This window comes from Neopusillimonas maritima (assembly GCF_003576595.1).
GTDB classification, from domain to species: domain Bacteria; phylum Pseudomonadota; class Gammaproteobacteria; order Burkholderiales; family Burkholderiaceae_B; genus Neopusillimonas; species Neopusillimonas maritima.
In genome coordinates this window covers 101,262-120,348 of the sequence record NZ_NQOU01000002.1, presented here as the reverse complement: position 1 = coordinate 120,348, position 19,087 = coordinate 101,262, and the positions used below count along the sequence as shown (strand labels likewise).

The window sequence follows — 19,087 nt, the reverse complement described above, 5'->3', positions numbered from 1 at the left end:
TGTGTTGCATCGAAATACCCTGTTTTAACGGAGACTTACGCATATGAATGTAGCAACTGACGGCACACCTTCCATTCAATTGAACGCGCCGGATTGGGTCAAGCATGAACGGCTTAAAGAATGGGTTGCCGAGATTGCAGCACTAACACAGCCTGATCGCGTCGAATGGTGCGATGGTTCTCAGGAAGAGTATGATCGTCTTTGCGGCATGATGGTAGAAGCGGGCACGTTAAAGCGTTTGAATCCGGAAAAAAGGCCGAATTCTTACCTGGCCTGGTCCGATCCCACCGACGTCGCACGGGTGGAAGACCGCACTTTCATATGTTCACAGAAGCAAGAAGATGCCGGCCCTACCAATAACTGGATGGATCCGGCCAAGATGCGTACCACGCTGAACGGGTTGTTTGAAGGGTGCATGCGCGGCCGCACTTTATACGTTATTCCGTTTTCCATGGGGCCTTTGGGCTCGCCCATTGCACACATTGGGGTTGAGTTGTCTGACTCCCCCTACGTTGTCGTGAACATGCGTCTCATGACACGCATGGGGCGCAAAGTTTACGACGTGCTGGGCGACAACGGCGCGTTTGTGCCTTGCGTGCACTCAGTCGGCAAGCCATTGGAGCCCGGCGAAAAAGACGTGGCGTGGCCTTGCAACGAAACCAAATACATTGTGCATTACCCGGAAACCCGCGAAATATGGTCGTTCGGGTCCGGCTACGGCGGTAATGCTTTGCTGGGTAAAAAATGTTTTGCATTGCGCATTGCGTCTACCATGGGCCACGATGAAGGCTGGTTGGCGGAGCACATGCTTATTTTGGGTGTGACCTCGCCCGAGGGCAAGAAAATGCACGTCGCGGCGGCATTCCCGTCGGCTTGCGGTAAAACGAACTTTGCCATGCTGATTCCCCCCGAATCCTTGTCCGGCTGGAAAGTCACGACCATTGGCGACGACATTGCCTGGATTAAACCGGGTAAAGACGGGCGCCTGTATGCCATTAATCCTGAGGCGGGTTATTTTGGTGTTGCGCCGGGCACCAATGAAAAAACCAATTTCAACTGCATGGCCACATTGCGTGAGAACGTGCTGTTTACCAATGTCGCCTTAACCGACGATGGCGATGTTTGGTGGGAAGGCATGGGCCCGGCCCCCGAACATTGCACCGACTGGCAAGGAAAGGATTGGACCCCCGACTGCGGCCGCAAAGCGGCGCACCCGAATGCGCGCTTCACGGTGGCAGCAGACCAGAACCCGGTGATCGATCCCGACTGGGACAACCCCGCCGGTGTACCCATTGACGCCTTTATTTTCGGTGGCCGCCGTTCCGACACCGTGCCATTGGTCACCGAAGCGCGCAACTGGGTCGAGGGTGTTTATATGGCAGCCACTTTAGGTTCCGAAACAACGGCGGCCGCGGTGGGTGCGCAAGGTGTGGTTCGCCGCGACCCGTTCGCCATGCTGCCTTTCTGTGGCTATAGCATGAGCGCCTATATTGCACATTGGTTGCGCCTGGGCGATAAATTGAACGAAATGCAGGCAACGCACCCCAGAATCTTCTGCGTAAACTGGTTTCAAACCGACGAAAACGGCCGGTTTATCTGGCCCGGATTTGGCGAGAACATGCGGGTGTTGAAGTGGATGCTCGAGCGAATTCAGGGTGAGGCCAATGGCCACGAGCACCTTTTTGGCATTACGCCACGCTATCAGGACATCACCTGGGAAGGGCTCGATTTCAACGAAGCCTATTTTCAGCAAATTACTTCAATCGATGAAGAGGCCTGGAAGAAGGAGTTGGCTTTGCACGCCGAGTTGTTCGATAAATTACGTCATCGTTTGCCCGATGCGCTGCCTAGTCTGCACTCCCGGTTCCAGGCGCAATTGCAAACATCATGATGTTCAAAATCGGTATGGCTCATGTTGTTTCGTGAGCTGGTTTCGGCATCGCGGCAACGTTTGCAGGGCTATAGCTGGTTGTCCCAGCAACCAGCCATGCTGGTCTGGGCCACAGTGGCCGGCGTTCTTGGAGCGCTGGCCACTTTCCTTTTTTATCAGGGCATCCACTTCTTTCAGCTGATTTTTCTTGGTCAGGCCGGAGAAATCGATGATGTTGTGTCGACCTTACCCTGGTGGGCACGTTTGATTTTGCCCGCCTTGGGTGGTGTTGCCGCCGGCTATGTCTTGCGGGCGTCATCCCGGTTCAGTGCCGATAAGCCGTCCGACTATATGGAATCGGTTGCGATCGGCGATGGCCAGTTGTCAATTCGGCAGGGCCTCTTGCGCTCGCTGTCTTCACTTATTTCTGTGGCCTCCGGAGGCTCGATCGGTCGTGAGGGCGCTATGGTGCACCTGGGTGCGCTGGGGGCGTCAGTGTTGGGCCGCTTTGCACCGTTCAATCGTTCACGTTTGCGTTTGATCGTCGCCTGTGGTGCCGCGGCAGGTGTTGCGGCTGCGTACGGGGCACCGATTGCAGGTGCGTTGTTTGTCGCCGAAATTGTGTTGGGCACAATGGCCATCCATACGGTGGGGCCGTTGTTGCTGGCCGCAGCCGTGTCCAGCTTCACTGTAAAGGCTTTGGGTGGGCATTTGGTGAGTTATACCCTGCCGGCCGTACCGACGTTTGGCATTGATGCCATGGCACCGATGCTGATTTTGGGTATTGTTGCCGGTTTCGGCGCACCTTATTTCCTGAAGTTTCTCGATCTGTTTCGCAGCGCTTTTAAAAAAACCGGCTGGTCGGAGCCCTGGCGTTTGGGGCTGGGCGGCTTGTTGCTGGGGGTCATTCTGGTGTTTATGCCGTTGGTTGCGGGCAATGGCTATAACGTTGTTGCCTCGCTACTGGGAACGTCGTGGCCATGGCATGCCGTGTTGCTGGTACTGCTTATGAAGTTGCTGGCAACTGCGCTTACGGTGGGTTCGGGCGCGGTAGGGGGTGTTTTCACTCCCACGCTGTTCATGGGTGCGGTGGTGGGAACCTTGTTTGGTCAGGCGCTTGAATGGCTGTTCCCGGGTTTTGCGCTTCCTATGTTTGTCTACGCTGCGGTGGGAATGGGTGCTTTTTTGGCTGCCGGTACAGGCGCGCCGCTTATGGCCATTCTGATGGTCTTCGAGATGACACACAGCTATGCGTTGGTGCTGCCTTTAATGCTGGCTTGCGTATTGGCTTATTTCGTTGCGCGTGCCGTTGCGGAAGTGGCGATGTATGAAGTGACGCTGGTGCGCGAACGCGACACGAATTTGCGCAATCGTTTGCGCGATACGCTGATTGGTGACCTGATCAAGCCTGCGGTCACGGTTGTGGCTACCGCAACGCCGGTCAAAGTCGTATTGCAGCGGTTTTCCGAATATCCGGTGCGTTATTGGTATGTCGTTGATGAAGACAGTATTTTCCAAGGGGTGATTGCTCAGCAGGATGTTACCGGGTTGTTGTTGGGGCAGGGTGACATTGAGGACAAAACCGCCGGTGATATTTTGCGTCTGGATTTTGTGAAGCCCCTGCATCCGGACATGAGTTTGGATGCCGCTCAGGATATTTTTGTGAACTTTACCGGCGAGCGGATACCCGTGGTAAGTCACGGCGAGGCCCCGAAATTATTGGGTGTCGTGTATAAGTCGGATTTGCTGGAAAAGTATTTTGCCTTGAAAAAGTCGCTTGATAGCGGTGGCGACTCGGTACATATTTAAGGTCGTTGCGTCCCACTATCGTGAGAAGGCTAATGAGTCTAGGTTGCGCTCTTCCACGAACTTAAAGGCATCGTGTGCGCTCAGGAAAATAAGGCCTTCCAGGGCGCGCCCCAGGTGAGTTTCATGTAGTCGGTCCATAACCGGGCCTTTTACTTCGGCCAACATAAATTGAATGCCTTTTGCGCTAAGGCTTTCCTGTAACTGTGTTAAAGCCTCAAGGGCGGTTGAATCGATTTGATTCACTGCCGGGCACAGTAAGAGCACGTATTCCACCTTCGGGTTGGCGGCCACACATCTTTCAATATGGCTTTGCACCAGCGAGGCATTGGCAAAGAACAGGCTTTCGTCAACGCGCAGTGCCAATAAGTTGGGCAGCGTATCGACTTTATGCCGCCGGACATTTCTGAAGTGTTCCGTACCAGGTACCCTGCCGACAATGGCGATATGCGGACGGCTGCTGCGCCATACAAGAACCGCAAGTGATAGCGCCACGCCTATCAATACACCCGCTTCGACTCCCAGCAATAGTACGCCTATTAAGGTCACCACCAATGACAATGCATCGGCACGGTCGTACTGCCAGGCGGCTTTAAAGGTTGAAAAATCCACTAATGCAGTAACGGCGATGATAATGGTGGCCGACAACACGGCTTGAGGCAGATGGTGGAAAAGCCCGGTTAGGCTCGCGATTACAATCGCCATAAGAACGGCCGAAATCACGCCGGCCAGAGGGGTGTTGGCGCCTGCGGCAAAATTAACGACGGAACGGGCGAAGCCGCCCGTAACCGGGTAACCGCCTGATAATGCACTCGCCATATTGGCGGCGCCCAAACCCAGAAGTTCACGGTTCGGTTGGATACGTTCCTGCCGTTTAAGGGCTAATGACTGCGCAACGGAAACGCTCTCTACAAAACCCACCAGAGAAATCAGGAGCGCAGGAAGCCAGAGCGCAGCCAAGTGGTTCATGTTGGGCACAAGAACATTAAGGGAAGGCAACCCTGCCGGCACTTCACCCACAATGGCAACGCCGGCCTCAGCGGCGAGGTCCCATTGGGCTACCGTGATAATTGAGACAATAACCGCAACCATGGGAGCCAGCCTGGAGATGAGCGACGCGGTTTTTTGTTTTAGCCCTATTTTTTGCAGCACTCCGCTTAGATAAGTGCGTGCGAAAAATAAAAATATCAATGTTCCCAGCCCCAGAGCCGTGGTGGCTGGGTTTGCTTGTGGCAATAGTGCAAGCAGTTGATAAACTTCCTGGAAAACGTTACCGGCATTGGTTGTTAAGCCAAACAAGTGCTTCAATTGGCTGACGGTGATAAGAATAGCCGAGCCTGAAATGAAGCCGCTGATGACCGGATGGCTAAGAAAGTTGGCCAGAAATCCCAGGCGCAGCAAGCCAAATGCCAGCAGCATGATGCCTGAAAGAAAGGCGAGTGTGGCGGCTAAAACCACATACTGTTCTGAACCGGGTTGCGCCAGCGGTTGCAAGGCGCTGGCCGTCATTAAAGACGCAACGGCAACCGGCCCAACGGCGAGCGTCATGCTTGAGCCCAGCAAAGCGTAAGCGACCAGCGGCAGCACGCTGGCGTACAGGCCGATTTCGGGCGGCAGGCCGGCCAGCATCGCGTAGGCCAGGCTTTGGGGGATAAGCATGACCGTGACAATCAGGCCCGCTGTAAGATCGCCGGGCAGCTTTGTCTTTTGATAGTGTGCCAACCATTCGGGCAGCAGTCGCATGAGGCTTCCTGTGAACGATGAGCTTGTTGTTGGGTTTAGCGGGAGCGGCTGGTTTTGCCCTGCGCAATTTCGTATATCGCCATGCCTGCCAACATGGCGACAACGAAGATCAGTGCCTTAGATTGGCCCGAGCCAAGGGAAACCAGGGCGGGTCCGGGGCAATAACCTGCCAGACCCCAGCCTACACCGAAGGTGAGGCTGCCAATGACCAGGCGCTTATCGATATCGTTTGAGGTGGGCAGCTTCAGTGCGCCTCCCAGAAAAGTCGTGGTGCGTTTGCGGGCAAGGGCAAACGCAACCAGCCCCACCAGAATGGCGCCGCCCATCACGAATGCCAGGGAAGGGTCCCATAACCCCGTAAGATCAAGAAACCCCAGCACTTTCGAGGGGTCACTCATCCCTGACAGAATAAGGCCGAGGCCGAAGACAAGGCCGATAAAGAATTCAAAAATGCGTTGCATGATAAGTCCTTGAAAGTCGGTTGCGATCAGGCTAATAAATGGCGAACAACGTAAACAGTGAGAAAACCGGTTGCCATGAATGCTAGGGTGGCAACGACTGATCGAGGCGACAGGCGCGATAAGCCGCATACCCCGTGGCCGCTGGTGCAGCCCGAGCCATAGCGGGTGCCAAGCCCAACCAGCAAGCCTGCCAGAATGAGAACAGGCGTAGAGGCCTCAATAGTGGCTTCTACCGGCCCGATGACTGCAGACCAAATCCAGGGTGCGGCAAGCAAACCCAGTACAAATGCCAAACGCCAGCCCCAATCTCCGGCTTTCGGTTTGAGCAGACCGCCCACGATGCCGCTAATTCCCAGAATTCGACCCAAAAACAGGATAAAAACCGCAGCTGACAGGCCGATAAGCAGGCCGCCTGCCAGAGACGTCCAGGGAGTGAAGTGAGTCCAGTCAATTGTCATGCGTTACTCCTTGTTTGGGCCGCAGAATTGTTCATACAGTACTTGCATGACGGCAAGCGCCTGCTGACTGCCGATTTGGTAATACACATTTTTGCCTTCGCGCCGGGTGCTGACGATATTTTCGGTACGCAAAACCCCCAGTTGCTGGGAAAGGGTAGGTTGGCTGATTCCCACCAACGCTTCGAGTTCGCTTACGCATTTTTCACCTTCAGTAAGCTGGCACAGCAAAAGCAGACGATCGGGGTTCGATAGAACCTTCATTAAACGGCAAGCCTGCTCAGCTGATTCTCGAATTGACTCCAGGTTAAGGGTAAGTTCAGTCATGATGTGTTGATGAGAATCAATGCTCAGGAAGTTAGAATACGATATCATTATATTTGAATATATTATATTTTTCAATATAATGAAAGCAAGATAAATTACTTTGAAGGTGCACTATGAACCCTATTGTTAAAGGCTTTTACGATGACACCACCGGCACGGTGACTTATGTTGTGTATGAAAAGCCCGGGTCCGTTTGCGCAATTATTGATCCGGTGCTGGATTACGACCCAAAAGCGGGGCGAACGTCAACGGCCTCCGCCGATAAGGTCATTGCTTTCGTGAAGGAACTGAATTTGTCGGTTGAGTGGATTCTGGAGACCCATGTCCATGCCGACCACCTGTCGGCGGCGCCTTATGTGCGTTCGCGCCTGGGAGGAAAAATAGCCATCGGTGCGAACATTACCCGAGTGCAAGGCGTGTTCAAGAAAATATTCAACCTTGAACCTGAGTTTCGCCTGGACGGAAGTCAGTTCGATCACCTGATCGAAGAAGGAGTGCCGTTTACCATTGGGAATCTGCAAGCCGAGGCGATCCATGTGCCCGGCCACACCCCGGCATGCATGGCTTACATGGTGGGCGATGCGGTGTTCGTGGGCGACACCTTGTTTATGCCCGATTTGGGAACGGCCCGTTGCGATTTCCCTGGGGGTGATGCTCATACTTTGTATCGTTCAGTGCAAAAGTTGCTTCGCCTGCCATCGGAAACACGCTTGTTCATGTGCCACGACTATCCGCCTGAAGGGCGCAAGGTCAATTTCGAGTCCACAGTGGGGGAGCAGCGAGTGCATAATATTCATATTCACGAAGGCGTTTCTGAAGAGGCTTTTGTGGAAATGCGCACCCAGCGTGACGCCACACTTGATATGCCCAATCTTATTTTGCCGTCAGTGCAAGTCAATATTCGGGCGGGCCAAACGCCGCCGCCGGAAGGCAATGGTGTAAGTTATTTGAAAATACCGTTGAATCAACTATAGGTGTTGCTGGATTACAATTCACGCGGGCATGCTGAAGGGGGCGCTATGAATGATTTCAATCCGGTTTCGTTATTTCATATTATGTGGCAGGTGTTGTCGGGGTGGTTTTGGCCACTGGTCATCATTACGCTGGTTCTAATCTATGGTGTTTTCAGTGGCTTCAAAGGGCTGCGGCGGCGGGGCTTGCGCGCGGGGCCGCCTTTGTTCTGGGCGCTGGTGGCCGGGTTGTTGGCAACGGTTGTTGCAACCTGGCTCTTACCGTATTCAACACACGCCGATCTGTCGATATTCCGTTCATTGATCGATTTTCTGGCCGTCGTTCTGTTGGCGCTGGTATGTGGTCTGGGTGTGTTTGCGCTGGTTTTTTCTATCGTTGCCCGTAAGCGAATCAGGAGAATAAATTAATGCGGGGTTTCCGGCGTATTGCGTGAGGCGGTATAGCTAGCGGTCGGATCATACAGTTCGAAGCCGCAGCGATTTTTTCGTTTTACTGCGTACATGGCCAGGTCGGCATGATGCAGCAGTTCAGTTGCGGTTTGGGCGTGTTCGGGGTAAATCGCGGCGCCGACACTTGCAGTGAGGGTTACCTGTTCGCCGTTATCCAGCAATACCGGTTCCGAGATGGAGTTCAGAAGCCGATCGGCCAGACGCTCGGGGTCGCCTACCGCGCGCACACGGGTAAGCACAATAGCGAACTCATCTCCCCCCAACCGCACCAGTACATCGGTTTCCCGTAACAGAGCCTTCATTCTTTGCGCCAGCTTAATCAACACTTCATCGCCTATTGAATGGCCGTATTGGTCGTTCACTGGTTTGAAGTCGTCCAGATCGATCATCACTGCAGCCATGCGACCGCCTGTTTGTTCGTACTGTGTAATCACACCGCTCAGGGTACGATTCAGTTGGTTGCGATTTCCAAGGCCGGTTAGGGCATCGGTTAGCGACTGTTGCTCGAGCTCAAGAAACTCGAACACTTCATTCAGGCTAGTGCGCAACCGAAGGGCACTCTCCAGTTCGCTGGCAGACCATGGCGCGGAAATCCCCTGCACAAGCTGACGCCATGTTTCAAACGACGTACGCGGCGTCAGCCCGGCTTTCGGGTCGTTAGGGTTAGCGGTTTCTTGCGGAACACCTGCCCATTCCATTTGTGCCGATTGTTCCTTGCGCATAAGGATCAGAAATTCGTTACGGTTCAGTTCGATGCGAAGTAGCCCGCTCGCCGTCTTACGAAGTTCTTCGTTCTCTTTGAGTTCATCGTCGAGCTCATGACGTGCAATGACCGGCTCGGGAGTCTGGGTTGCCAGCCAGTTAAGTAGTGTTGTGCGCGTGTGCGTGTTGGGAACTGCACCGTCGAAAAAATCACGCTCCTGATAGCGCATCCAGGTGCCGTCGGCAACAAAGGTTTCACGTATTTGTTGTAGTTGACGTTGAAAGGTGGGCCCATTGGCGCCGTTGGTTTGAATGTCTTGCCGCAGTTGCCGGCGCATGAGCAAGTGTGTATGCCGTTCTTTAGCGTGGCGCAGTTGCGCCAGGCCCGACATATGCAAGCCCGCAATACGGCTAAGGTGTTCGCACAGTTGCCGGTCGGCGAAAGACAAATGTTTGCTTTTCAGGTTATGGCAGGGAATCAGGCCCCACAAGGCATCACCAATCACAATTGAAACGCTGAACGACGTAATGACATTCATATTTTTCATATATTGAATATGAACAGGATGAACGGCGCGCAATTCGGCATAGGTCAGGTCAACCGGTTCCGGGCGTGTTGACAGAATGTGGATTGTTTCGGCGTGCGCATCGGCAATAAGGCGTTGCAGCTTGCGTGTGTATAGCCTGCGGGCGTTCTCGGGTATGTCGTTGGCAGGGAAGTGATGATTCAAATAGCCGGAGATACCGGGCTTTAACGTTTCTGCAATGACTTTGCCATGCCAGTTCGGTAGAAACTGCACGAGCATGACGCGGTCGAAACCCGTGACCATGGCAATAAAACGCATCAGGCATTCGGCAGCAGCCTGTTCGGAGTCGGTGCGCCCCATTTGCGAAAGGCACGCCGCCAAAATAGCGCCTCGATCACGTCCGAATGCGTTTGTTTCGGATTCGGCTTCAAACTCGACAACAACATGATCTCCGGTGCGATGCCTGACCATGATAAGTGACCTGTTGTTGATGTGCACAGGATGCAAGTGAATGCCCGACAGGCCTATTGCTTCAAATGAGCTCAGCGACGAGGGAGGGTGGATTTGGGGAAACAGCGCCATCCAGGGGCGCCCCAACATTTCCTTGGCATTTGGACCCAGCCAATCTCCCGCGTTCTCCGCTGCCGCCACGATGACATCGTCCTCGTCGGCAACCAACAAGGTGCCGTGATCCTGGGTTTTGCCCAGGAACTCGAGTTGCGCAGTCAGGCAGTCGCTGAAATAGATAGGCGTCATTTAATGGTGTGTTGAAGGGGTCAATGACGCGATGAAAGATTCAAAAACCCAGGTCGCCCCACGTTTTAATTCCGACAATGAAACAGGCCTGTCGTTTTGCGGTGTATCGAGTAGATGACAAAGTTGACGCCATGCAGGTACTTGGGTCAGCAGGGTGTGCCAATAGCCTTCGGGATGCAGCGGCCAGGCTGGGTGGTGGTTCCGGAGGGCCCGAATGACATAGGGTGTGCCCTGTGAAGCGCCTTCCAGAACGTAACGGCCACCCAGATAAGCCGACAGAGGGCATAAAAATGCCGGCATGGGGGGCAGGGCAGCACCGGGTTCCGCCAAATCTGAATCAGAATTGTTGAACATGACATATTCTTTTCTGATATGCGGCAGGCGTGGTTCATAAGCCGGCAGAACAGGTTGTTGAATGCTTTGTTCAAGTGCAGCCAGACCGGGTTCAATATGTTGATACGCAAGGTGAAAATTAGATAACGCACGTGCATAGGTAGGCGCGTCGAGATTGGGCTGCGTTAAGGCTTGAAGGGTGGGGCTTTGATCGAGCTGCTGGTGTAATGGCCACACATGAGCCCGCAAGAGAGACCGCAATGTATCGGGAGGATTCAAGAAATTTTCCATATTTAATGCGGAGCCTTATTAATGCCGGTGCTTTTATTGCTCCGTAGCGGTCATACTACATTTAAGCTCATCGTAATAGATCGCTTATTCTGCCCGTAGAATGACATTTTTTACAAGTGCAGAATACACTCATGTCCCACAATGCCAACCTTTACGCTATTTTGGCCTCGGGCTTTCCGACTGACCGGAACACCGTTGCCATAGAGACACCCAGCCGGCAGTATAGCTATGGTGATATTGAACAAACGTCGGCACGTTTGGCGGCCTATTTAACCAGTCTGGGGATGGCCCCCGGCGAACGCGTGTTGGTTCAGGTGGAAAAATCTCCTGAAGCGCTGATATTTTATTTGGGTGTTTTGCGCGCCGGCTTTGTTTACGTACCGCTTAACAGTGCCTATCGGGAAGCCGAAGTGGCTTATTTTCTGGGGGATGCCCGACCTTCGCTAATCGTATGCGATGAATCAAGCCGCGCCTGGATATATGGGTTGGCGCATGAGGGCGGGGGCGTTCGGGTTGAAACGTTGAATGCGGACGGCTCAGGCACATTATTCGATGCCGCCCAGGATTTCGAGCCGGCATTCACCACGGTTGACACGCGGAACGATGACCTGGGTGTGATTCTGTATACGTCGGGTACCACGGGCCGCAGCAAGGGCGCCATGTTGTCGCATCGGAACATGGCGTCGAATGCCCAGGTATTGCACCAATATTGGGGCTGGCAATCGAGTGATGTTTTGTTGCATATGCTGCCCATCTTTCATGTGCACGGTTTGTTCGTGGCGGCGCATGGTGCTTTGTTGGCCGGTGCGCGAATGATTTGGTTGCCCAAGCTGGATATTGAGCAAGCCCTGCATTATTTGCCGCGTTGTACGGTCATGATGGGGGTGCCCACCTATTATGTTCGCTTGTTGGCCCAGCCAGAGTTCGGGCGTGAGCATTGCAAGAGCATGCGGTTATTTGTGTCGGGTTCGGCTCCGCTTTTGCAGGAAACGTTTGAAGCTTTTCAGCAGCGCACCGGGCACTTTATTCTCGAGCGCTACGGCATGAGCGAAACCGTGATGCTGACATCCAATCCATATAGCCCGGAAGACGGCCCCAGGTTAGGTGGAACGGTGGGGCGACCCTTGCCGGGGGTATCAGTGCGGATTACAAACGATGTTGATCAAGCTTTGCCTGACCTGGAAATCGGCCATGTTCAGGTTCGGGGTGAAAACGTATTTTCGGGTTATTGGCAGATGCCTGATAAAACCCGTGAATCGTTCACCGATGATGGCTGGTTCCGAACGGGGGATGTGGGACATTGGAACAGCCAGGGTTATTTGGTTATTGTGGGGCGCAGCAAAGACTTGATTATTTCAGGCGGATATAACGTTTATCCCAAAGAAATTGAATTGATGATTGATGAGATGCCGGGTGTTTCCGAGTCTGCCGTTGTGGGCGTGCCACACCCCGACTTCGGCGAGGCGGTGGTGGCGGTAGTGGTGCCGCAACCGGGTGTCATGCTTGATCCCATCGCGATTCAGCACCACTTAAAAGCATCGATCGCCAACTTTAAGGTACCCAAGCAAGTACATATTATTTCTGAGCTGCCCCGCAACACGATGGGTAAAGTGCAAAAAAACGTATTGCGGGAGCGCTATCAAACCAGTTGAAGCAAATCGTTTAGTTGCTTCACGGTTTGGTCACCGTTTTTGCGTGGAATGCATGCCATGACGTAACGGTCGGGGCGCACAAGAAGCCAAATGTCTTGCGCCCCGGGGCAGTGACGCTCGAACTCGCCTGAAACGTCACGCACGGTATGGGTCGCGCCGGGCGCGGCAGGGAAGGGGTTGTAAAAGCGTGGTGTGACACATAACCGTTTCAGGTTCAGGCTTTGCTCAAAAGGCAGTAACGGCATGCCTTCAAATGCCTGGGCCGGGTTGGTGTGACACGCAATTAATGCAAAATCGTTTCCCAGCAGGTCGTCGAGTCGAATCAGGCTACGATCAGGCCTTTCCAGTATGGGCTGGCACACCATCCGCCCCACCAGTGTGTTGCGCGGGTCGGCCCCGTCGGCCACGAAAAAACCTTTCGTGAAACGGGGTTTGGGCTTATAGCGCATTTGCGTGATGTAATCGTTGGCGGGCGGGATCCACCGTAACGCACGGAACGCAGCTTGAATGAGCTTGGCTTTCAATAGTGTGCCGGGCATCATGATTTTCCCTAACGTCATAGCCATTTCAATGAGCTGCCAGGCGTGTTCGGGCCGTTCTGCTTGATAGCTGCCCAATGCTTTTGGAGGCAAGCGACCTTGCAATACGGCGGCTAATTTCCACGACAGGTTTGCCGCGTCGCGTAGCCCGCTGTTTAATCCCTGGCCCGCGAACGGCGGTGTTAAGTGTGCGGCGTCTCCCAGTAAAAAGACACGTCCCTTTTGCCATTCATTCGCCATACGGGCGTGGAAGGTATAAACCTGTTTGCGTACGATTTCAATGTGTTCATCGGGGCCGTGGTCGCGCAATAACCGACGCACGAAATCAATATCGGTTACCTGCTCGTCGGTTTCACCTTCAAGTAGCATGAATTCGAAACGACGGGTGCGGTTGGGACCTGGCAGGTTAATGCCGGGTCGGCGCGGGTCGCAGTAAACGCGGGTTTGACGAAAGTTGTCGTGTGTTCCCTTAAGGTCGATGATCAACCATTTTTTCTCATAAGTATTGCCGTGCATGCCCACGCCCAGCATGTGACGCAGCGGGCTGCGGCCGCCGTCGCAAGCGGCAACGTACTGACTGGTGTGAACGTATTGGCCGCCGTCATGGCGTTGAATGGTGAGTTGGACACTTTCATCATTTTGTTCCATAGCGCACACTTCCTCGCCAAAACGGATTTGTGCGTGTGGGTACTTGCCCAGATTCTCTGCGAGCATGGCCTCGAGTATGGGTTGTGCAAAAGCACTGCGTCGAGGGTGTCCGTACTCGGCGGAAGTAGGAGATACTGAAGCAAAGGGCTGTCGATCAGGGCCCAGATAGACGGAGCCGTAATCCATTGCGCAGGTTGCTTTCAATGCCGCGTCCAGTTCTGGAATCTGCAGCGCACGCAACGACTCATCGTCAATTGAAATGGCCCGTGGTTCCTGAACGGTTGTGTGGTGGCGTTCTATTACCACTACCGGTACGTTATACGCGGCCAGAAGGTTGGCCAGCATCAGCCCGACCGGGCCGGCGCCGACGATCGTGACGGGGGTATGCGGTTCGCTGATCATGAGGTTATTGTTTTGTCTGTGTCGGATCGAGAAAGTTTTTCCGAAATACGAGCGGCGGCGGTAACGATACCCATAATCAAACGGTCTTCGTCGGCCGTGCTTGTTTTGTCGTCGAGCGTCACGACGCTTAAGCTATGTGCAACATGCCCTGTTGAGCTGAATATCGGGGCGGCGATTCCCATGCGGCCTGCGTCGACCTCACCGCGTGAAATGCAGTAACCGCGCCTGCGTATTTCGCGTAGCCCGGCGCTGAACGATTTCCAGTCGTGCCCCATGCCGGCGGCGTGAATTTCTTTCTGGTTCTGTTCATATTCGCGTTTTTGTGCGCGCCAGGGCTGATGCGCCAGGATGACTTTCGACGTTGCGCCACGGTAGAGTGGCATGGGACGGCCGCGTTCATAGCTAATGTGTGTCGGCCCATTGCCCGTGGTTTGCTCATGAATACACATTACCTTGCGCCGGTATACCTGGCAAAGAATCAAGGTTGAGCCGGACTCCAGGGTGTTGGTGAGTCCCGCCAGGACAGGCCCGGCCACGGTGGCAAGCGGGTCGGTGATGCGAATGATCCGGTCGTATTCAATGAATGCCGGCCCCAGACAATAACCTTGTCCGGGGGCTTCATCCAGATATTCAAAGCGCAGCAGGCTCTGGAAATAGCGATAGGTACTGCTTACGGGAAGCCCGAGCTCGGCGGCGACTTCTTCCACTGTCCATATTGGTCGCTGTTCAGTGAACAAGCGGGGAATAGACAGCATGCGTTCAACCGCGTTGGCTTTCTGCATTCCCGCTGCTTCCTTACACCAGTTCGTCGGCGATGGGGTTGCGCAAAACGCCGACTTGAGTGATTTCAACTTCAACCGTGTCGCCCGGTTTCATGTAAACAGCGGGTTCACGTTTGAAGCCCACCCCACCCGGCGTGCCGGTTGCAATGACGTCGCCGGTTTCCAGCGGCGCGAATGATGATACGTACTCGATGATCTCGCCAATTGAAAAAATCATGTCGGCAATCCTGGCTTGCTGCATGATTTCGCCGTTCAGTCGTGTTGTGAGTGTTTGTGACTCAATATCTGATACTTCATCGCGGGTTACCATCCAGGGTCCGAATGGACCTGTTCCGACAAAGTTTTTGCCTGGTGTGAACTGGTGTGAATGACGTTGCCAGTCGCGAATAGATGCGTCGTTGTAGCAGGCGTAGCCGGCAATATGATTAAACGCGTCGGCTGCTTTAATGTACCGGCCGGGTCGCCCGATGATGAGGGCCAACTCACCTTCGTAATCTAGTGCGGTGGAGACTCGGGGGCGAATAATAGGGTCGCCTGCCGCTATTTGGCTGGAGGCAAAGCGCGTAAAGATAGACGGGTGGGCTTCTTTCGGCCGGCCCGTTTCTACGCGGTGTGTTTCGTAATTCAGCCCAACACAGATAATCTTGTTCGGGTTCGGAATGACGGGTAACAAATGGATTTCATGGGTGGATAAAACCGGGGCGAAGTTTAGCGCGACTTGCGCTTCTTCCAGCCCGCTAGCCAACAACGATTTCAGGTCGTTATAACGATGGCCGAGTACGGCCGAAAGGTGGGCGACTTGTTGATCGTTAATTTGAGCGCCATAGCCCGATTGGCCGTTGCGGCTGACAAAAGAAATTAAACGCATGGATGTGTACTCCGTGATTGAATGATTTGCATGTATTGCGGCAACTTCTGATTTAACTGCGCAGATAGGCTTTACCCCAGCTATTTAAGGTTTTTTCGCGATGTTGCCAGGAGCCGGTGGGCCGGTCTTCCGTCACTAGCTCAAGTTCGGCTGAAATTTCCAACCAGTTGGTGTCGGGATCTCGGATCATGAAGAATAGATTTTTGCCGGGTCCATGGCGCCCTGGGCCCCAATCAAGCAGAATGTCTTGCTCAGAGAGAAAGTCGGCCCAGTCACGAATCAGGTTCCATTCACCGGCTTCATAGCAATGGTGGTCGAATGCGTTCTGCCCTGCCACGAAAATGGCCAGAATATGATGCTCGTTGCCTGCGCGTAGAAATGAGGAACGCAGGCTGCCATCGTCGGCATATACATTGTCGCTGATGCGCATGCCCAGTGTTTTTTCATAAAAGTCGAGCATGGGCTGAATGTGGGTGGTGCCGAACGCGAAGTGTTGCAGGCGTGCCGGCAGGCCGGCGTCTTGTGTTCTGTTCGAGCCGTCGTGGCCTATAACCAGGTGATGGCCATCGGGATCGGTAATGGTAAAGGCGTTGTCATTGAAAAACGGCGATATAGAAGGCCGGGTTTGGATGCCGGCGGCTTCAACGCGTTTTTTCAGTTCTTCCAATGCCTCGGCCGAGGGGACATTCCAGGCGAAATACCGCAATGTTTTTGCATCGCCGGGGTAAAACACCATACGGCGTTCACGCCCCTCACAAATATATTCTTCTTCCTTACCTTGAGCGACGCGCATTTGCATGGCTTTACAGTAGAAAGCGGCAATGGATTCCGGGTTGGGGCTATTAACGGCTAAATGATCGAGTTGGGCGGTGAGCAGGCTCATGGCTTTCTCCGGGTGCGAGGTCGTTCCAGTGCGGCACGATATCTTGCATTATAGTAAAAACGTCTTAACTAATTAACATTTTTACCATATATTGATAATTATAAAAAATTTTATTTAAAAAAAGCCGCGAAATACTTCACGGCTTTGGGTGGGGCGCAGTAGGAATCAGGCCGCAGCGCTTTCGCGTCGCCATCCTTCAACATCAGCCAGACGGTCCAGCGCGTTTTCAAGCAACGATCGTGCTTGTCCGGCGGTTCGTTGCAGATCACGGTGCAGGGCCGCATCCTGTGGGCTTCGGTTTACACATTCGGCGCTGTATTGCTCGAAGCTGTTCAAACTCAGGATCAGTTCAATCAGGTGGCGAGGGCATTCGCAATAGGGGTTGTTGGAAGCCGCCAGAAACTGGCTCAAGGTTTCGGCGTTAAACCGGGGTGCCGGCGGCGTGTCGTTTGAACTCAGGTTCGACGAAATAACGGGCGAAGGCTGGCTGTTGCTATGCAGCAGGGTTTGGCATAGCGCTGCCACTTCATGTGGGTCCGACGTTGCGCGAGCGACTTTGATTCCGTTTTGGCGCAAACGGCGCACCACTTTTCCGGGAGCAAAGCGGTACAACACAATCGCCTGGCTTGCGTCGCACGCTTGTTGAATGCGGCTGACAACATTTGGGGTGTCGTCGGTTAGCGTCGGCAATTCCACAATAACCGCTTCAATATGGGCGTCTTTGAACAGGGTTGCCGCTTCTGCCGGAATCATGGTGTGGCAGGTCACACGCAAGGCTGAGTGTTTCAATGCCTCGATGACATTCGGGCTGGCGACAAAGGCACCCGCAATGCCTACATGATACGTTTTGGTGGGTTTTTCGGGGGCGCTGCGCATGCTTTGCAGGCCGGCTGTTGGTAAATGTGCGATGGAGCCTATGGGGTAACCCCCGTCAACCAGCTGTTTGATAAGGGTCAGCCGTTGAATATCCTCATTTGAGTAGAGGCGCTGCCCGCGCGGGCTGACACGGGGGCCGACAACCTTATAACGCCGCTCCCATACACGCAGTGTTTCAACAGGCACACCGGTAAGGCGGGCTGCCGTGCCGCTGCGGTAGCCCTCGGACTTTGGGGAAGAGTCGTTCTGTGTCATGAGCCTGTCCTTGTTGAGAATGATAAAATCTTAGTTTGTACTGCTATTGAACTGATTTAAGCGTTTCAAATTCAATTTTACCGGGAAACATGAAAATAAAAAGCGGTGAACCGCTCAATATCGGTTCACCGCTTAAAGGTCGGTCATTTTGACCCGTTAACTGGCTTTATTTCGCGCCATGCAAGTCGAGACGGCGACGGTCTTCTTTGTACGGGGCGGGTTGCACGGTGGCACGAATCGCCTTTTGCGGGCCGTCGGGGTAGCCCCAGTACACCTCAACCTGGTTGCCAATGTCAGCCTGATCAACGTCGATGGTGCACAGCGAAAGCATTTCACGGAAGTAATAACTGAAGCCGCGGGCGGTGGCGATACCCACTTCCTTGCTGCCTTTCATGACTTTATCGGCCCACATGAAGCCGCGCTGATCACGTGGCATGTCCATGAACGGGTAATGGTCACCTTTGCGGAACAGTGACGCTTGTACGTCGAGTACATCATCGGCATTCCAAACCAGGGTGCGCATGGTGCGACGCGGATCGGCCACTTCTTTTTCCAGGGCCTCGCGGCCAATGAAATCGTGATCGAATTTGATGTTGCGCGACCATCCCAGCTCCACAGGACTGCGATAGTAGTCGCTCACGTGCTTGCCATCGAAGCTCCCGGCCACGTTGAATGTGGTGGCAAAAGCCGGCATGGCGGCACGGAACTCGTTGGCATAGTCGATCATGTCTTCGCTGAAAATCGCCGGAAGGTAGTCAACCACAATGGTGGGGAAGCAGGCTTCCAGGTGGTTAATGGATGACACCCGTCCGCCAATCCGGCGCAAGCCGAACTCTTCGCCGGCTTTTTGAATCGTTTCCATAATTTCAGGCCCCCATTCTTTAGGCCCTTGCAATTCGAAACCGATCTCGCCGGACATCCCCTGACGCAGCGCCCAGATTTTATGGCCGCATATTTCAATTTGGCCCTGATGCATGAATTTAATGTCGCGCAAATTGCCTTTGGCGACTTTTTCCAAAATGGCAAGGCAGTTGGGGCCGGCTACCTGGTAAATAAACCAATCGTCGGGGATGGTTTCGGCGTCGTAGCTACCGTGTCGCAGGTTGTAGTCAACCCAGAATCCACCCCGCCCGTGCAGCATGAACTCTTCCTCACCCAACCGGCTTAGAACACCCTCGTGAATGACTTTGCCGTCTTTATTGGTGTGAATAAGGTGTTTTGCCTGCCCGACAACAAACTTGGCCAGGCTGTTAACAGATACGTCGGACAGCAGGCGTAGCGCGTCTTTGCCCACAATACGACGTTGCCACAAGAAAGACCAATCGCCGATTGAGGCGGTTTTCTTCCAAGACATGCTTTCGTCGAGCCAGTCGGTGTATTCGGGTAGCCCGAAGCGCACCGAAAAATAGCCAGGCGGCGTTTTGCGCATATCCGCGACGGATGGAATCATGATTTTGTCTCCTTGTTCAGGACATTTGATGTGTTTGTAT

Annotated in this window: 17 protein-coding genes; 5 read left to right on the top strand and 12 right to left on the bottom strand. The window is 53.9% G+C overall.

What is annotated here, in order from left to right; all coding sequences use genetic code 11:
* Positions 1-43: 43 nt before the first annotated feature.
* Together CJO09_RS05565 and CJO09_RS05560 are read left to right on the top strand one after the other, a co-directional pair.
* Positions 44-1,891, top strand: a complete 1,848-nt coding sequence (locus CJO09_RS05565) for a phosphoenolpyruvate carboxykinase (GTP) (protein WP_119441487.1) — start codon at positions 44-46, stop codon at positions 1,889-1,891.
* A 21-nt stretch (positions 1,892-1,912) separates the two neighbouring features.
* The gene (locus CJO09_RS05560; RefSeq protein ID WP_119441486.1) at positions 1,913-3,679 is read left to right on the top strand and encodes a ClcB-like voltage-gated chloride channel protein; all 1,767 of its coding nucleotides are present in this window, start codon (positions 1,913-1,915) and stop codon (positions 3,677-3,679) included.
* A gap of 15 nt (positions 3,680-3,694) precedes the next feature.
* On the opposite strand, the gene CJO09_RS05555 is transcribed toward CJO09_RS05560, so the two are convergent.
* From CJO09_RS05555 to CJO09_RS05540, 4 genes are read right to left on the bottom strand one after another with little or no spacing between them, the layout of a single operon-like run.
* Positions 3,695-5,419, bottom strand: a complete 1,725-nt coding sequence (locus CJO09_RS05555; protein WP_119441485.1) for a SulP family inorganic anion transporter — start codon at positions 5,417-5,419, stop codon at positions 3,695-3,697.
* A 35-nt stretch (positions 5,420-5,454) separates the two neighbouring features.
* Entirely contained in the window at positions 5,455-5,880 is a 426-nt protein-coding gene (locus tag CJO09_RS05550; RefSeq protein ID WP_119441484.1) for a YeeE/YedE family protein, read from the bottom strand.
* A gap of 26 nt (positions 5,881-5,906) precedes the next feature.
* Positions 5,907-6,338 carry a YeeE/YedE family protein gene (locus CJO09_RS05545; RefSeq protein ID WP_119441483.1) on the bottom strand — a complete coding sequence of 144 codons (432 nt, stop codon included), beginning with the start codon at positions 6,336-6,338 and terminating at the stop codon, positions 5,907-5,909.
* A gap of 3 nt (positions 6,339-6,341) precedes the next feature.
* On the bottom strand, positions 6,342-6,662 hold the full coding sequence (locus CJO09_RS05540; RefSeq protein WP_119441482.1) for an ArsR/SmtB family transcription factor: 321 nt from the start codon (positions 6,660-6,662) through the stop codon (positions 6,342-6,344).
* A 113-nt stretch (positions 6,663-6,775) separates the two neighbouring features.
* Between CJO09_RS05540 and CJO09_RS05535 the strand changes: the two genes are divergently transcribed.
* Together CJO09_RS05535 and CJO09_RS05530 are read left to right on the top strand one after the other, a co-directional pair.
* Entirely contained in the window at positions 6,776-7,636 is an 861-nt protein-coding gene (locus CJO09_RS05535; RefSeq protein ID WP_119441481.1) for an MBL fold metallo-hydrolase, read from the top strand.
* A gap of 45 nt (positions 7,637-7,681) precedes the next feature.
* Positions 7,682-8,041 carry a DUF5368 family protein gene (locus CJO09_RS05530; protein ID WP_119441480.1) on the top strand — a complete coding sequence of 120 codons (360 nt, stop codon included), beginning with the start codon at positions 7,682-7,684 and terminating at the stop codon, positions 8,039-8,041.
* Here the strand turns inward: CJO09_RS05530 and CJO09_RS05525 are convergent.
* Both CJO09_RS05525 and CJO09_RS05520 read right to left on the bottom strand, forming a co-directional pair.
* Positions 8,038-10,068, bottom strand: coding sequence for a sensor domain-containing diguanylate cyclase (locus tag CJO09_RS05525; protein WP_119441479.1), 2,031 nt, complete (start codon positions 10,066-10,068; stop codon positions 8,038-8,040). The genes CJO09_RS05530 and CJO09_RS05525 overlap by 4 nt on opposite strands.
* Positions 10,069-10,692, bottom strand: a complete 624-nt coding sequence (locus CJO09_RS05520) for a biliverdin-producing heme oxygenase (RefSeq protein WP_119441478.1) — start codon at positions 10,690-10,692, stop codon at positions 10,069-10,071.
* A 131-nt stretch (positions 10,693-10,823) separates the two neighbouring features.
* On the opposite strand from CJO09_RS05520, the gene CJO09_RS05515 reads away from it, so the two are divergent.
* Positions 10,824-12,344 (top strand): malonate--CoA ligase, encoded by a 1,521-nt coding sequence (locus CJO09_RS05515; RefSeq protein ID WP_119441477.1) that lies wholly within the window; start codon positions 10,824-10,826, stop codon positions 12,342-12,344.
* Here CJO09_RS05515 and CJO09_RS05510 read toward each other — a convergent pair.
* The 6 genes from CJO09_RS05510 to CJO09_RS05485 form a co-directional block, all read right to left on the bottom strand.
* Positions 12,332-13,933 carry a bifunctional 3-(3-hydroxy-phenyl)propionate/3-hydroxycinnamic acid hydroxylase gene (locus tag CJO09_RS05510; protein ID WP_119441476.1) on the bottom strand — a complete coding sequence of 534 codons (1,602 nt, stop codon included), beginning with the start codon at positions 13,931-13,933 and terminating at the stop codon, positions 12,332-12,334. The two genes, CJO09_RS05515 and CJO09_RS05510, sit on opposite strands and share 13 nt — an antisense overlap.
* On the bottom strand, positions 13,930-14,715 hold the full coding sequence (locus CJO09_RS05505; RefSeq protein ID WP_119441475.1) for an IclR family transcriptional regulator: 786 nt from the start codon (positions 14,713-14,715) through the stop codon (positions 13,930-13,932). Before CJO09_RS05505 ends, CJO09_RS05510 begins: the two co-directional genes overlap by 4 nt.
* A 13-nt stretch (positions 14,716-14,728) precedes the next feature.
* On the bottom strand, positions 14,729-15,583 hold the full coding sequence (locus CJO09_RS05500) for a fumarylacetoacetate hydrolase family protein (RefSeq protein WP_119441474.1): 855 nt from the start codon (positions 15,581-15,583) through the stop codon (positions 14,729-14,731).
* A 52-nt stretch (positions 15,584-15,635) separates the two neighbouring features.
* Positions 15,636-16,466 (bottom strand): VOC family protein, encoded by an 831-nt coding sequence (locus CJO09_RS05495; RefSeq protein WP_119441473.1) that lies wholly within the window; start codon positions 16,464-16,466, stop codon positions 15,636-15,638.
* Between the two features lie 165 nt (positions 16,467-16,631).
* Positions 16,632-17,597, bottom strand: a complete 966-nt coding sequence (locus tag CJO09_RS05490; RefSeq protein WP_119441472.1) for a MerR family transcriptional regulator — start codon at positions 17,595-17,597, stop codon at positions 16,632-16,634.
* A gap of 166 nt (positions 17,598-17,763) precedes the next feature.
* Positions 17,764-19,047, bottom strand: a complete 1,284-nt coding sequence (locus CJO09_RS05485; RefSeq protein ID WP_218961031.1) for a hypothetical protein — start codon at positions 19,045-19,047, stop codon at positions 17,764-17,766.
* Positions 19,048-19,087 lie beyond the last annotated feature (40 nt).